Origin of the sequence: Endozoicomonas sp. GU-1, from assembly GCF_027366395.1 — a bacterium.
Classification (GTDB): domain Bacteria; phylum Pseudomonadota; class Gammaproteobacteria; order Pseudomonadales; family Endozoicomonadaceae; genus Endozoicomonas.
In genome coordinates, this window is sequence record NZ_CP114771.1 from 1918755 (window position 1) to 1934336 (window position 15582).

The window sequence follows — 15582 nt, forward strand, 5'->3', positions numbered from 1 at the left end:
AGAAACTGGAGCAGCTTCTATCCTGGGCAGTGAAGGCACCTCAAGAATAAGCCGATCCGGCAGGGTTGGCTATTACGCTGGTTAAATTCGCGTTTACGTTCTATTGTTGTCATCCCCAGACGATTCTTCAACTGGAAACAGGTAATCCCCGAAGAAACCATGCAGTCACCTTCCTCCTCAGTAACCGCAGACACGGCATCCCCGTTAACAGCCACTGAAGCCGGAAGGCACTGGCCGGCAAACAGCCGAAAACAAAAAAGAAAGCGATCCATGTCAGGTTACCAGGTGAAACAGACAACAACGGGCACTGGAACATTTCCACCGCATCAACTGCAATCTGAATCCGGGCCCATCCCATCCATAAAGCGCAGGCGTGTTACTGACAACAGCAGGCGTATTGTCTGTTCTGCAACTTCGCTACCTACAGAAATTAACAGTGGAACATCAATTTCAGAATTTTCTGTAAGCCAGCAAAATGAACTGCGAACACATTTAAATAATCAAGAAATTCAAGCAATATTAACGAATGCCGGGACTCTTCTGAAAAACCTCAAAGACAGGAACATCCAGTTAGCGCGAGACAGGGGAAAGCCGCCTGCACATTCCCTCTTTTCCAGGTTAAAAAACTTCAGCATTGTTAAAGATTCTCAGACTTTCAAAGGCTATTTTGCCAGGGCCAACACGTTCTTTTTAGCTGTCAATCCCCAGCAGATTACCAATACCAGCTGCCTTACCAGCATGCTCAAGTCGAAGACTCAGATAAAAAAGTTTGCAGAAGAAAGCGAGGAAAACATTCAGGCGGTTGCTGCTAACCCATGCTTGAAACAGATTGCCTCTATGTGTAATGGCAAAGGCTTGCCCGACAAAGCGAAGGTGGAAGCGTTCGTGGCGTGGCAGTGCTGGAAGGTGAACGGCGAATTCAGCCTGGAACTGCTGCGGGCCTTTTCCTCCATGATGAGCAGAAAGGGCTTGCCCGACAAAGCGAAGGTGGAAGCGTTCGTGGCGTGGGAGTGCTGGAAGGTGAACGACGAATTCAGCCTGGAACTGCTGCGGGCCTTTTCCTCCATGATGAGCAGTAGGGGCTTGCCCGACAAAGCGAAGGTGGAAGCGCTCAAAGCGTGGGAGTGCTGGAAGGTGAACGGCGAATTCAGCCTGGAACTGCTGCGGGCCTTTTCCTCCATGTGTCATGGCAAAGGCTTGCCCGACAAAGCGAAGGTGGAAGCGCTCAAAGCGTGGGAGTGCTGGAAGGTGAACGGCGAATTCAGCCTGGAACTGCTGCGGGCCTTTTCCTCCATGTGTCATGGCAAAGGCTTGCCCGACAAAGCGAAGGTGACAGCGTTCGTGGCGTGGGAGTGCTGGAAGGTGAACGGCAAATTCAGCCTGGAACTGCTGCGGGCCTTTTCCTCCATGTGTCATGGCAAAGGCTTGCCCGACAAAGCGAAGGTGGAAGCGTTCGTTCAATGGCTACCCTCGGATGAAAATAAGAATATTCTGAAACTTTCTTTCCGAATATTTGCCAGTTTTGGTTTGCCCTCAGCAGAAAAACTGACTGAAAATGAGAAAACACTTCGCCAATGCCTTAATCAGCATGGTTGTACCACTGAACATGGCGACGACAATAGTGATGAAGATCTTTTAGAATCGAGTCAAATAAAAGCACTGGCTCTGTTCTTCTCTGGACCCGCAAAATGGCGCATGAAAATTGCCGAATTCCAACAATATCTGGCTGCCCACAAGAGTCCTCGACATGACAGAGTGGCTGTTCGTGCTGCGCTGCAATCATTGCTGCCGATATTGGCTATCCATGGAGGAACTGGTATCCCGTTCTGGATGGAAAAATATCGTGAAAATCCACGCTGCAAAGGAGTACTCACTAAAGCATTATCCATTCCTGCACCACTGGCTTTAACAAAATTTGCACTAACGCAACTCCCTGAATCTGAGAGGCAGGAATACCTTGAACTGTGCAGAAACCTGAAGCCAGCCCCAACTCAGGAACAGTGGTATGCATTAAAACCACTTTACCAACAGCTTGGCCAGCGATTTGACTTCACGCAATCCAAACGCACGATGCTGGAGATTCTCTGGCAACAATCAGAAGATAACCGCTCAAAATACGCGGATAAGATGGATGAGCTATTCAAAACCTTGCCCACCATCTCACAGTGGCGCGGGTTACATCGGGTGCTTGGACCACACAAAATGCAGCAATTCATGGATGCCTGTCTTGACTATCAGGCTACCCCTGAAACCGCTCCTGATGTAACGATTCAGCAACGGTTGCTGGCAGGAATGCTGCTCACAAACCACTCTCTACCTGAACCAGAGAAAATACCGGATCTCTGCTTTTCAAATCGAGTGGCAACAGATGATAAAAGAGGGGTGATGGTCGGTGGTGATCCCGCCATGTCGGGCCAGGAACGCCTGTGGCGCTTTATCACGGCCATGTTAATTGAGCTTGAACAAACAGAATATCAATTCAAGAATCAAAGACTAACCGTTTTGCCAGACGATGGCGATCCGGTTGTACTCCAAAATCCAGAGTTTACCCCGAGAGATACCGGCTTTGTTATCAAGAACTGGACATTGCAACAGTTAACCGCCTTTTTCAAGGCAACCGAGTTCACAGAACAATGGTATAAAAAGCCTCAGGACAAGCGCGATCTCTATGCGATCAGGCTTGAGGCAAAATTAGCCCAAATGAAAGCGAGAACCAAAGAGCCCAAGAAAGCCAAGCCGAAAAAAATACCACACCTGGTGACACCCTCTATGATTATTCGTCTAATCAATTGCCATAAACCATTAAAGCCTGCGGTCTGGTCATCTCTTGAACACTATGCCAGCAGCGGCCAGCTAAATGCCCGTTTATGCACGGCACTCGGCCCGGTTATCAAAGATGATAAAGACGGCATTGTTCCAGACCTCGTTAAGAAAGCGGTGGTTGCAAAGTTGGAACAGGAGGCGGCAAAAACGCCAGTAGTAACATCAATCCCTCAGCAAGGACTTCCAGCAAGGGCAAGCATACCAACTCAAAGGAACCAGGTTGCCAACAGTCGCATTCAAGGGCCGCTATCTAACTTTTGACGCGGCAATGGAAGCTCTGGATCGTTTTCGCGAATTGGGAAATGCAGAACTTGAACTGCTGGAACCCCATCGAAGCCGAATGACTTATGTTGAATTAAGCACTGCTATCTGCAAAAGCTACGCAGTGGATTCAGAAACACGGAAAGAATGGCATGAAGCCAGCGAGAAAAGGAGAAGAGACCCACTTGGGCTTGATGAAATAGTGGAATGGGATTTGGATTCATTGGCGACAGAGTCAGAACTGGTCAACAACAATGACTGGATGGAAGAGTTCCTACAAGGGCTGTGATATGCATTCACACGTTGCCGGTGAAAAACACCTTCTATAACCCGTATTCCAGAGGATGACACCCGTTCTTTAAAGGTGAACCCCAAGGTTCTCGCAAGCTTCTCATGTGCAAACACATCTCACAGCCAGACTGCCTGACAAAACAGGTCAGCCTTGTTTGATACCGGCTGCCTGGAACTTTACCGGGCTGACCAGGTCAGTTCTATTGTTGTCATCCCCAGACGATTCTCCAACTGGAAACAGGTAATCCCCGAAGAAACCATGCAGTCACCTTCCTCCTCAGTAACCGCAGACACGGTATCCCCGTTAACAGTCACTAAAGCCGGAAGGCACCAGCCAGCAAACAGCCGAAAACAAGGAAGAAAGCGATCCATGTCAGGTTACCAGGTGGAACAGACAACAACGGGCACTGGAACATTTCCACCGCATCAACTGCAATCTGAATCCGGGTCCATCCCACCCATAAAGCGCAGGCGTGTTACTGACAACAGCAGGAGTATTGTGTGTTCTGCAACTTCGCTACCTGCTAATCCGGAGCCAATGGAGACCGAACCGGTCATGCCTGAACCAATGAAGGATGTACCGCTCACTACAGAAATTAACAGCGAAACATCAATTTCAGAATTTTCTGTAAGCCAGCAAAATGAACTGCGAACACATTTAAATAATCAAGAAATTCAAGCAATATTAACGAATGCCGGGACTCTTCTGAAAAACCTCAAAGACAGGAAAATCCAGTTAGCGCGAGACAGGGGAAAGCCGCCCGCACACACCCTCTTTTCCAGGTTAAAAAACTTCAGCATTGTTAAAGATTCTCAGTCTTTCAAAGGCTATTTTGCCAGGGCCAACACGTTCTTTTTAGCTGTAAATCCCCAGCAGATTAGCAATACCAGCTGCCTTACCAGCATGCTCAACTCGAAGACTCAGATAAAAAAGTTTGCAGAAGAAAGCGAGGAAAACATTCAGGCGGTTGCTGCTAACCCATGCTTGAAACAGATTGCCTCCATGTGTCATGGCAAAGGCTTGCCCGACAGAGCGAAGGTGGAAGCGTTCCTGGCGTGGGAGTGCTGGAAGGTGAACGGCGAATTCAGCCTGGAACTGCTGCGGGCCTTTTCCTCCATGTGTCATGGCAAAGGCTTGCCCGACAAAGAGAAGGTGGAAGCGCTCAAAGCGTGGGAGTGCTGGAAGGTGAACGGCGAATTCAGCCTGGAACTGCTGCGGGCCTTTTCCTCCATGATGAGCAGTAGGGGCTTGCCCGACAAAGCGAAGGTGGAAGCGCTCAAAGCGTGGGAGTGCTGGAAGGTGAACGGCGAATTCAGCCTGGAACTGCTGCGGGCCTTTTCCTCCATGATGAGCAGTAGGGGCTTGCCCGACAAAGCGAAGGTGGAAGCGCTCAAAGCGTGGGAGTGCTGGAAGGTGAACGGCGAATTCAGCCTGGAACTGCTGCGGGCCTTTTCCTCCATGTGTCATGGCAAAGGCTTGCCCGACAAAGCGAAGGTGGAAGCGTTCATGGCGTGGGAGTGCTGGAAGGTGAACGGCGAATTCAGCCTGGAACTGCTGCGGGCCTTTTCCTCCATGTGTCATGGCAAAGGCTTGCCCGACAAAGCGAAGGTGGAAGCGCTCAAAGCGTGGGAGTGCTGGAAGGTGAACGGCGAATTCAGACTGGAACTGCTGCGGGCCTTTTCCTCCATGATGAGCAGTAGGGGCTTGCCCGACAAAGCGAAGGTGGAAGCGTTCGTGGCGTGGGAGTGCTGGAAGGTGAACGGCGAATTCAGCCTGGAACTGCTGCGGGCCTTTTCCTCCATGTGTCATGGCAAAGGCTTGCCCGACAAAGCGAAGGTGGAAGCGCTCAAAGCGTGGGAGTGCTGGAAGGTGAACGGCGAATTCAGCCTGGAACTGCTGCGGGCCTTTTCCTCCATGTGTCATGGCAAAGGCTTGCCCGACAAAGCGAAGGTGGAAGCGCTCAAAGCGTGGGAGTGCTGGAAGGTGAACGGCGAATTCAGCCTGAAACTGCTGCGGGCCTTTTCCTCCATGTGTCATGGCAAAGGCTTGCCCGACAAAGCGAAGGTGGAAGCGTTCGTGGCGTGGGAGTTCTGGAAGGTAAACGGCGAATTCAGCCTGGAACTGCTGCGGGCCTTTTCCTCCATGTGTAATGGCAAGGGCGTGCCCGACAAAGCGAAGGTGGAAGCGTTCATGGCGTGGGAGTGCTGGAAGGTAAACGGCGAATTCAGCCTGGAACTGCTGCGGGCCTTTTCCTCCATGTGTAATGGCAAAGGATTGCCCGACAGAGCGAAGGTGGAAGCGTTCGTTCAATGGCTACCCTCGGATGAAAATAAGAATATTCTGAAACTTTCTTGCCGAATATTTGCAAGTTTTGGTTTGCCCTCAGGAAAAAAACTGACTGAAAATGAGAAAACACTTCGGCAATGTCTTAATCAGCATGGTTGTACCACTGAACATGGAGACGACAATAGTGATGAAGATCTTTTAGAATCGAGTCAAATGAAAGCACTGGCTCTGTTCTTCTCTGGGCCCGCAAAATGGCGCATGAAAATTGCCGAATTCCAACAATATCTGGCTGCCCACAAGAGTCCTCGAAATGACAGAGTGGCTGTTCGTGCTGCGCTGCAATCATTGCTGCCGATATTGGCTATCCATGGAGGAACTGGTATCCCGTTCTGGATGGAAAAATATCGTGAAAATCCACGCTGCAAAGGAGTACTCACTAAAGCATTATCCATTCCTGCACCACTGGCTTTAACAAAATTTGCACTAACGCAACTCCCTGAATCTGAGAGGCAGGAATACCTTGAACTGTGCAGAAACCTGAAGCCAGCCCCAACTCAGGAACAGTGGTATGCATTAAAACCACTCTGCCAACAGCTTGGCCAGCGATTTGACTTCACGCAATCTAAACGCACGATGCTGGAGATTCTCTGGCGACAATCAGAAGATAACCGCTCAAAATACGCGGATAAGATGGATGAGCTATTCAAAACCTTGCCCACCGTCTCACAGTGGCGCGGGTTACATCGGGTGCTTGGACCACACAAAATGCAGCAATTCATGGATGCCTGTCTTGACTATCAGGCCACCCCTGAAACCGCTCCAGATGTCACGATTCAGCAACGGTTGCTGGCAGGAATGCTGCTCACAAACCACGCTCTACCTGAACAAGAGAAAATACCGGATCTCTGCTTTTCAAACCGAGTGTCAACAGATGATAAAAGAGGGGTGATGGTCGGTGGTGATCCCACCATGTCGGGCCAGGAACGCCTGTGGCGCTTTATCACGGCCATGTTAATTGAGCTTGAACAAACAGAATATCAATTCAAGAATCAAAGACTAACCGTTTTGCCAGCCGATGGCGATCCGGTTGTACTCCAAAATCCAGAGTTTACCCTCAGAGATACCAGCTTTGTTATCAAGAATTGGACATTGCAACAGTTAACCGCCTTTTTCAAGGCAACCGAGTTCACAGAACAATGGTATAAAAAGCCTCAGGACAAGCGCGATCCCTATGCGATCAGGCTTGAGGCAAAATTAGCCCAAATGAAAGCGAGAACCAAAGAGCCCAAGAAAGCCAAGCCGAAAAAAATACCACACCTGGTGGCACCCTCTCTGATTATTAGACTAATCAATTGCCATAAACCATTAAAGCCTGCGGTCTGGTCATCTCTTGAACACTATGCCAGCAGCGGCCAGCTAAACGTCCGTTTATGCACGGCACTCAGCCCGGTTATCAAAGATGATAAAGACGGCATTGTTCCAGACCTCGTTAAGAAAGCGGTGGTTGCAAAGTTGGAACAGATTGAGGCAGCAAAAACGCCAGTAGTAACATCAATCCCTCAGCAAGGACTTCCAGCAAGGGCAAGCACATCAACTCAAGGGAACCAGGTTTCCAACAGTCGCATTCAAGGGCCGCTATCTGACTTTGACGCGGCAATGGAAGCTCTGGATCGTTTTCGCGAATTGGGAAATGCAGAACTTGAACTGCTGGAACCCCACCGAAGCCGAATGACTTCTGTTGAATTAAGCACTGCTATCTGCAAAATGAGCTACGCAGTGGATTCAGAAACACGGAAAGAATGGCATGAAGCCAGCGAGAACAGGAGAAGAGACCCACTTGGGCTTGATGAAATAGTGGCATGGGATTTTGATTCATTGGCGACATTGGATTCATTGGCGACCAAGTCAGAACTGGTCAACACCGATGACTGGATGGAAGAGTTCCTGCAAGGGCTGTGATATGCATTCACACGTTGCAGGTGAATGGGTAATGAAAAGTATTTCTTCGGTTTTGGTCAGGAACTTTGTATCGATCAGGTGTTCAAACAACGCAGGCTCATGTCCGAGGTCACTTTGTTATGAACGCCACTGATTCTCAAATTATACGGCGAGTTCCAGCTTCACCAGTTCAGGAGACGCAACACGAAGGAGTGGAAGCCATACCAGCAAAAAAACCATCCTGCAGTGAGATGGCTAACGTCTTCCCGAAGTTGACAGACACAGAGACGCTGGTCGAAAAAGCCAAGGCGGTTGCCAGGCAATTAAAAGATCCTGACGGTAAATTAAACGACTGGGAGTTCCCCTGTAATTTAACCCCGTTGCACATTGCCTGTCTTGCTGGTGATATGGAACTGTTAAACATCGCTATTCTGGATGATTTTTGCCGGGAGCACATTGATCAGCAAACATCTGCTGATGTTGATGCTAGTGCAAATGGAACTACTGAAAATAATGAAGCTACTGCCAATGCAGCAACTGCATCACCAGTGGGCAATAACGAAGCTGGTGATCAACGGCCAATTGCCACGAACCACGACACGGCTTTGCATTTTGCCCTGCTGACCGGCTGGAATGAAGGCGCATTAGCGCTTATGGAAGAGCTTGATGTTCAGGCTAAACTGAAAAACACCATTAACGACAGAGGCGAAAGCCTGCTCAGTCTGGCGGCCAGTCACAGCAGTCTTGCAGTCGTTCGTGGGCTTTGCGATTCTTTCAAGACGAGTGAAAATTATCGAGAGTATCTGTTTCACAAATCAGAACACCAGAGAACCCTGCTTCATTGTGCAGTAGACCAGAATGGTCCGGAAGTTTTCAACTATCTGCAAGATCAGCAAATATCCGCAACCAGAGAAATGATCGCAGATTCGGCGGATGATCAGGACAACCAGCTCCGGATGCTCCCGAGAACAACGCGTGCTGATAAAGATAGAAATGGTAATACACCCGAGAAACTTGCCGCAATGAAAGCTGGTCTGCGTTATATCCAGCAATTTCATGACAATCCCAAACTTGTAGAGGAAGTACGTTTTAGTGACAGTAATAACCCCTGGCTAGGTTACTACTTGCGAGACATTACTGGTTTAATGCAGCCTGTATCCTGGACTTCACCGTTTAGATCATGCAACCTCGTATAAAATGACCAGTCACTGCCTGTTCCGAAGTAATTTATGACCAGGCAGAATGGATTGCCATGGCTTTCCGGTTTATCACAGAACATAAGTGATGGGAAATTTTTCGTTGTAGTCAGGAACTTTGTGCCGGTCGTGTATTCAAATTAGGCAGATACACGTTCGAGGTCACTTTGTTATGGATGTCAATACTTCCCAAACTAATCCGTCTTTTCAGTCTTCAGCAGCCAAGGAGACGCAACCCGAAGGAGTGAAGGCCACACCAACAAACGGGCCTTCCTGCGGTGAGGTTGCCAAGGCCTTTACGGAGTTGGCAGACATTAAAATGTTGGTCGAAACAGCTCAGGCGGTTGCTGGACTATTAAAAAGTGCTGAAGGTGGATTAAACGACTGGGATCTCCCTTGTGATTTAACCCCATTGCACATTGCCTGTCTCGCAGGTGATATGAAACTCTTACAGCTCGCTCTCAAGAATGATGACTGCCGGAGTCGCATTGATCAACACACGGCGTCTTGTTCTACTACCACTACGTCTTCTACTCCCGATTCCATTACTATCACTACTACTATCTCTGTCACTGCGGCTATCGCTGCTAATGCTGCACGACTGGAGGACCCTGGCGAGATTAGAAATATCCTGCCAATTGCCATGAACCACGACACGGCTTTGCACTTTGCCCTTTTGACCGGCTGGAATGAAGGGGCACTCACCCTTATGGAAGCACTCAGAAAATTGGGTAAACTGGAAAATACCACGAACGACAAACGCAATAGCCTGTTTAGTCTGGCGGCAAGTCACAGCAGTCTTGAAGTAGTACGTGAGCTTTGCAGTCATTTCATGGGGAGTGAAAATTATCGAGCGCATTTATTTCACAAATCAGAAGACCAGAAAACTTTGCTTCATTGTGCTGTGGAGCAGGATGATCATGAAGTTTTCAGATATCTGCAACGGGAGCAAATGGAAACAACCGACAATATAAACAGGGATTTGGCAAGAAAACACGGCTACCGTTACCGGGATTTCCCGGAGAGTTTGAGTTTACCGACAACAACACGTGCTGATAAAGATAGAAATGGCAACACACCCGAAGAACTTATTGCGCTGAAACTTGGCTTGGATAACATCCAGAAATTGAAAGACAATACCAGGCTCTTAGAGCAAAAACGTTATCATGGCTGTGATAGTCTCTGGGAAGAATATTACTTGCAAGACATCACCTTTCTAATTGATCCAATATCCTGGATTCCGCTGTGGAAAAAAAAACCACTTAGCTACTTCTTCGGATGAAGTGATTGCCTGTTCCGAATCATTTAGCTCAGGACAAAATATCAACAACTGCTTCTAATTCCGATATTGCCTGCGCTATTTCAGTACGATAATCAAACGTTTGTTGCTTAACCGCATGACGCTTCAGCTGAGTGCGGGCTCCATCGATGGTAAAGCGCTGATCGTATAAAAGACTGCGGATCTGTCGAACCAGCTGTACGTCTTCATGGCGGTAATAGCGCCGATTACCTCGACGAACCGGTGACAGTTGGGGAAATTCCTGCTCCCAATAGCGCAGCACATGAGACTTAACCAAACAGAGCTCACTGACTTCGCCAATGGTAAAGTAGCGTTTGCCAGGGATAGCTGGCAGATCACTCGTCCTGAGTTCCATGTCCTGCATAGGTTTCCACTCTCGCCTTGAGTTTCTGACCGGGTTTGAAGGTCACCACACGTCGTGGGGTGATCGGGATTTCCTCTCCCGTTTTCGGGTTCCGGCCTGGTCTTTGACTTTTATCGCGCAAATCAAAGTTACCAAAGCCGGACAGTTTCACCGATTGGTTTTTTTCGAGAGACTGGCGAATTTCCTCAAAAAACAGCTCGACCATCTCTTTGGCTTCGCGTTTGTTAAGACCAAGCTCTTCATTCAGTCGCTCGGCCATATCGGCTTTCGTCAGGGCTCCCATGAACCAATCCCCTTTTTTGTTTTTCCCATGGTAATAGCTGTATCGGGTTTTCTGAAAGAAAGATAACAGGCTATTACCATGATCTTATTATTCACTCTGAGGCCATTGACTGGCGTTTACTGACGCAGGCTGGCATCGAAGTCCTGTTTCAAGCGGGCAACAACACGGTCAACCAGCTCATTAACCTCGTCATCCTTTAGAGTGCGGGAAGGATGCTGTAAGGTCAAGCCCATGGCCAGGCTCTTGCACCCTGCTTCAATACCCTGACCGGCATAAACATCAAAAGTATTGACCCGGCGCAACAATTCACCGGCTGCACTGGCCATTACCCGTTCAATGTCGCCAGCAGCAGTGGCGGCGTTAACCACCAGCGCCAGGTCACGGCGAACTTCAGGATACTTCGACAGGGCTGCAAAACGGGTAACTTTGCCTTCCGTCACCGCTTTCAGGCTGAGTTCAATCAGGTAGACCGCAGCGGGCATATCCATCGTCTTTGCCAGCGATGGGTGCAAGGCCCCCATATGACCAATCACTTTGCCATCACGAACAATTTCGGCACACTGGCCAGGATGCATGGCTGCATGCTCGCCCTTGCGGAACACAAACTCATTACCGGCCTGACCCAGGGCAAAGACCGCTTCGAAATCGCCTTTCAGGTCAAAGAAGTCAACGGCTTCAGCCTTGCCCTGCCAGCTTTGTGGATGACGGCTGCCAGTCATCAGGGCAGCCAGCATTGGCTCCTGTTTAAGTTCATCGCCGTCTTTACCCTTTTCCCTGATAAAGGTCAGACCTGTTTCAAACAGACGAACCCGGCTTTGCTGACGATTCAGGTTGTAGCCCGCGGTTTTAACCAGTCCTGGCAGCAACGTTGTGCGCATCACGGACAGATCGCTGGCAATCGGGTTGGACAGGGCAACAGGCTCACGCTGAGGATCAAACAGCCGGTGCAGTTCCGGAGCGATAAAGCTGAAGCACACTGCCTCCTGATAACCACGGGCCGTCAGTACACGACGAATGTCTGATTCCTGAACCCGGGACTCGTCCACCTGTTTCATCTTTAACAGCGCCGTCGGCGTGCTCTCAGGCAGATTGTTGTAGCCGTAAATTCGGCCAAGCTCTTCCACCAGATCTTCTTCGATGGCAATATCAAAGCGCCAGCTGGGGACAGACACCGTCCAGCACGCCTGGCCATCGGTCTCTTCAACAAGCGACAGGCCCAGACCCAGGCGCGACAGCAGAGCTTCAATATGGCGATTGTCAATGGCCATACCCAGCAGTGACGTCACTTTTTCAGAACGCAGTGTTACTTCACGCAAAACAGGCAGGTGGGCTTCGCTGGCCACTTCCGTTACCGGACCCGGTTCACCGCCACAAATCTCGACGATCAGGGCCGTGGCACGTTCAACCGCCTTGTTCTGCAGCTGGAAATCCACACCCCGTTCAAAGCGGTGGGAAGAGTCCGTGTGCAAGCCGTAGGAACGGGCCTTACCGGCAATGGTAATCGGATCAAAGAATGCGCTTTCCAGGAAAACATGACGGGTCTGGTCACTGACGCCGGAACCTTCTCCCCCATCACCCCGGCAATCGCCAGAGCCTTCTGCTCATCAGCAATGACCAGTGTGTTGTCGTTCAGTGTGACTTCCTGACCATCCAGCAGGGTCAGCTTCTCGCCAGCCTCTGCCATGCGCACATGAATGCTGCCAGAGAGCGTATCCAGGTCAAAGCCGTGCATAGGCTGACCCAGCTCCAGCATGACGTAGTTGGTGACATCCACCACCGGGTCAATGGAACGAACACCGGAGCGACGCAGATGCTCGGTCAGCCACAATGGCGCAGAGCGGGAAACGTCCACGTTACGAATAACCCGGCCAACATAGCGCGGGCAGCCCTGGGGAGCATCGATATGAACCGGGAAGGTATCATCAATGGCGGGTGCCACTTCCGCTATCTGCTCTTCCGTTACATCCGCCAGAAAGTTTGCGCTGACTTCACGGGCCAGACCGGCGATGCTCAAACAGTCACCACGATTAGGCGTCAGATCCACATCGATGATCTTGTCGTCCAGAGACAGGTATTCACGAATATTCTGGCCAACCGGGGCATCCGCAGGCAGCTCCAGCAAACCATCGGAAGACTCTGCCATGCCAAGCTCTTCTTCGGCACAGAGCATGCCGAAGGATTCAACACCGCGCAATTTGGCTTTTTTGATTTTGAAGTTGCCAGGCAATACGGCACCCACAGTGGCAAAGGGAACCTTGATACCCACCCGGGCATTAGGGGCACCACACACCACCTGGAAAGACTCACTGCCGGTACTGACCTGAGTCACCCGCAGCTTATCGGCATCCGGGTGCTGCTCACAGGCAACAATTTCACCAATAACGACACCGGTAAACTCACCGGCAACCGCTGCAACCTCGTCAACCTCCAGACCGGCCATGGTGATTTTGTCCACCAGCGCCTGGGTATCGACCTCAATATTGACCCACTGCCGCAACCACTTTTCACTGAATTTCATGCTATTTACTCAATCCTGCTAAAACCGTCTGTTCTTAAACGTTTGAAAATGACGCTGTCCCAGCCGCTCTTAACGGAACTGATCCAGGAAGCGCAAGTCGTTCTCAAAGAACTGGCGCAGGTCATTGACGCCATAACGCAGCATGGCAAAACGCTCAACCCCCATACCAAAGGCAAAACCGGTGTACTTTTCAGGATCGATCCCGGAGTAGCGGAACACGTCCAGGTGCACCATGCCGCAGCCCAGCACTTCCAGCCATTTGATCGAGCCATCGTCGTTACGGCCCCACTCAATATCCACCTCGGCAGAAGGCTCGGTGAACGGGAAGTAGGATGGACGGAAACGAACCTGCAGGTCATCCCGCTCAAAAAAGACTCTCAGGAAGTCAATCAGAACACTTTTCAGGTCCGCAAAGCTGACTTTCTCGGCAACGTACAGACCTTCCACCTGGTGGAACATCGGGCTGTGGGTCTGGTCAGAATCACAGCGATACACCTTACCCGGGCAGACAATGGCAATGGGCGGGTTCTCGTTATTTTTGACGAAGCGCTCCATGGTACGAACCTGAACCGGTGAGGTGTGGGTTCTCAGTACGGTAGTGTCGTCAAAATAGAACGTATCGTGCATGGCACGGGCCGGATGGTGACCGGGAATATTCAGGGCTTCGAAGTTGTGGTAATCATCTTCGATTTCCGGCCCTTGCTCCACGGTAAAGCCGATGCGACCGAAATAGTCGGTAATCCGTTCCATGGTACGGGTAATCGGGTGAACAGTACCCAACACCTGACCACGCCCAGCCAGGGATACATCAATGGCCTCACTGGCCAGTCGGGTATCCAGGGCCTGCTGATCCAGCAACGCTTTCTTCTGGTTGATCGCGTCCTGAACCTGCTGCTTGCCCTTGTTAATCAGCCCACCCGCTTTTGGTCGCTCCTCAGGGGAGAGCTGGCCAAGGGCCTTAAGCAAAGAGGTCAGCTCGCCTTTCTTACCGAGGAACTGAACGCGGATCTCGTCCAGACCTGAGGCGTCAGCAACGGCTTCAACGGCACTGAGTGCGCTGGCCACCAGCGTATCAAGCGTGTTATCCAGATTCTCCATGGGGTTTCCAAAACAGATGAGCTACAGAAAATAAACGGTCAATTCTAACGGCTGAACCCTGCCTTGGGTAGAGTTGTCACCGCCAATAATGAAGAGTATTTGTCTTTGTGCCTCAACCCGGCTGTGCAGATCATTTGTCAAACACCCCCCGGATTCTTTAGAATCTTGCCAACTAAAAAGGACTGGCACCCAATTGACCATGCAGATCACGGTAAACCATCAGCCGATGGCAGTGGAGCCCCCTATCAGCGTTGAGGCCCTGTTGCAGCAACTGAACCACCTGGAAAAAGGCGTAGCCCTTGCGGTCAATAGTAAAATCATCAGCCGCTCCCGGTGGGCATCTTATCTGCTGAGTGACGGGGATAACATTACCCTGATAAAAGCAACGGCGGGTGGCTAGACATAAACCGAAGCTCATTAAATAACGTAAGGCTGGCATGCTGGAAATTGCGGATAAAACCTTTTCTTCACGACTGTTTACCGGAACCGGAAAGTTCAGTAACAGCCAATTGATGACCGATGCCATCATTGCCTCCGGCAGTGAACTGGTCACTATGGCGTTGAAGCGGGTTGACCTGAATGAGCAGCAGGACAATATCCTCGGGCCTCTTCTCGACCGACAGCCTGAGCACAACCTGAACCTGCTGCCAAACACCTCAGGTGCCCGTACTGCGGATGAAGCCATTTACGCAGCCCAGCTGGCCAGAGAAGCCCTCGGCACCCATTTCGTCAAAGTCGAAATTCATCCAGACCCCAAATACCTTCTGCCAGACCCCATTGAAACCCTGAAAGCCTGCGAAACCTTAAGTGCCATGGGTTTTGCCGTCATGCCTTATATCCATGCCGATCCGGTTCTCTGCAAACGCCTGGAGGAAGTGGGTGTTGCCGCCGTTATGCCCCTGGGCTCGCCCATCGGCAGTAACCTGGGTCTGAAGACCAAAGAGTTTATCCAGATCATTATTGAACAAAGCTCGGTACCGGTGGTGATTGATGCGGGCATAGGCAGCCCTTCCGATGCGGCCCTGGCCATGGAGATGGGGGCTGATGCCGTGCTGGTCAATTCCGCCATCGCCGTGGCCCGTGATCCGGTACAAATGGCCATTGCCTTTAAAGAGGCCGTTATCGCCGGGCGCAGGGCATACCAGGCCGGTCTTGGTGGGCGCTCATTACAGGCCCAGGCCAGCAGCCCGTTAACGGCTTTTCTGGATGACCTTTAGGAGAGG

General features: G+C 50.6%; 10 protein-coding genes and 2 pseudogenes. 7 read left to right on the plus strand and 5 right to left on the minus strand.

Annotated features, from left to right (window positions below):
• Window positions 1-159: 159 nt before the first annotated feature.
• Window positions 160-3084: a hypothetical protein gene (locus tag O3276_RS07750; protein WP_269675118.1), complete on the plus strand. Its 2925-nt coding sequence runs from the start codon at window positions 160-162 to the stop codon at window positions 3082-3084.
• Between the two features lie 7 nt (window positions 3085-3091).
• Window positions 3092-3373, plus strand: a complete 282-nt coding sequence (locus O3276_RS07755) for a hypothetical protein (protein WP_269676067.1) — start codon at window positions 3092-3094, stop codon at window positions 3371-3373.
• On the opposite strand, the pseudogene O3276_RS07760 reads toward O3276_RS07755, so the two are convergent.
• Window positions 3370-3483 (minus strand): annotated as a pseudogene (locus O3276_RS07760) (IS1595-like element ISEnu2 family transposase); the annotation flags it as partial. The gene O3276_RS07755 and the pseudogene O3276_RS07760 overlap by 4 nt on opposite strands.
• A gap of 43 nt (window positions 3484-3526) precedes the next feature.
• On the opposite strand from O3276_RS07760, the gene O3276_RS07765 reads away from it, so the two are divergent.
• The 3 genes from O3276_RS07765 to O3276_RS07775 all read left to right on the plus strand — a co-directional run bounded on the left by O3276_RS07765 (window position 3527) and on the right by O3276_RS07775 (window position 10078).
• Window positions 3527-7621 (plus strand): hypothetical protein, encoded by a 4095-nt coding sequence (locus tag O3276_RS07765; RefSeq protein ID WP_269675119.1) that lies wholly within the window; start codon window positions 3527-3529, stop codon window positions 7619-7621.
• A gap of 386 nt (window positions 7622-8007) precedes the next feature.
• Window positions 8008-8796: a hypothetical protein gene (locus O3276_RS07770; RefSeq protein WP_269675120.1), complete on the plus strand. Its 789-nt coding sequence runs from the start codon at window positions 8008-8010 to the stop codon at window positions 8794-8796.
• A gap of 172 nt (window positions 8797-8968) precedes the next feature.
• Window positions 8969-10078 carry an ankyrin repeat domain-containing protein gene (locus O3276_RS07775; protein WP_269675121.1) on the plus strand — a complete coding sequence of 370 codons (1110 nt, stop codon included), beginning with the start codon at window positions 8969-8971 and terminating at the stop codon, window positions 10076-10078.
• A gap of 28 nt (window positions 10079-10106) precedes the next feature.
• On the opposite strand, the gene O3276_RS07780 is transcribed toward O3276_RS07775, so the two are convergent.
• From O3276_RS07780 to pheS, 4 genes and pseudogenes are all read right to left on the minus strand, one after another.
• Window positions 10107-10451 (minus strand): MerR family transcriptional regulator, encoded by a 345-nt coding sequence (locus tag O3276_RS07780; protein WP_269675122.1) that lies wholly within the window; start codon window positions 10449-10451, stop codon window positions 10107-10109.
• Window positions 10432-10743, minus strand: coding sequence for an integration host factor subunit alpha (ihfA, locus tag O3276_RS07785; protein WP_066017088.1), 312 nt, complete (start codon window positions 10741-10743; stop codon window positions 10432-10434). Before ihfA ends, O3276_RS07780 begins: the two co-directional genes overlap by 20 nt.
• A 116-nt stretch (window positions 10744-10859) precedes the next feature.
• Window positions 10860-13261: pseudogene (gene pheT, locus O3276_RS07790) on the minus strand (phenylalanine--tRNA ligase subunit beta).
• Window positions 13262-13330: 69 nt separating this feature from the next.
• On the minus strand, window positions 13331-14359 hold the full coding sequence (gene pheS / locus O3276_RS07795; RefSeq protein ID WP_269675123.1) for a phenylalanine--tRNA ligase subunit alpha: 1029 nt from the start codon (window positions 14357-14359) through the stop codon (window positions 13331-13333).
• A gap of 199 nt (window positions 14360-14558) precedes the next feature.
• On the opposite strand from pheS, the gene thiS reads away from it, so the two are divergent.
• The gene (gene thiS, locus O3276_RS07800; protein WP_101747801.1) at window positions 14559-14759 is read left to right on the plus strand and encodes a sulfur carrier protein ThiS; all 201 of its coding nucleotides are present in this window, start codon (window positions 14559-14561) and stop codon (window positions 14757-14759) included.
• 37 nt (window positions 14760-14796) lie between these two features.
• Window positions 14797-15576, plus strand: a complete 780-nt coding sequence (locus O3276_RS07805) for a thiazole synthase (protein WP_269675124.1) — start codon at window positions 14797-14799, stop codon at window positions 15574-15576.
• Window positions 15577-15582 lie beyond the last annotated feature (6 nt).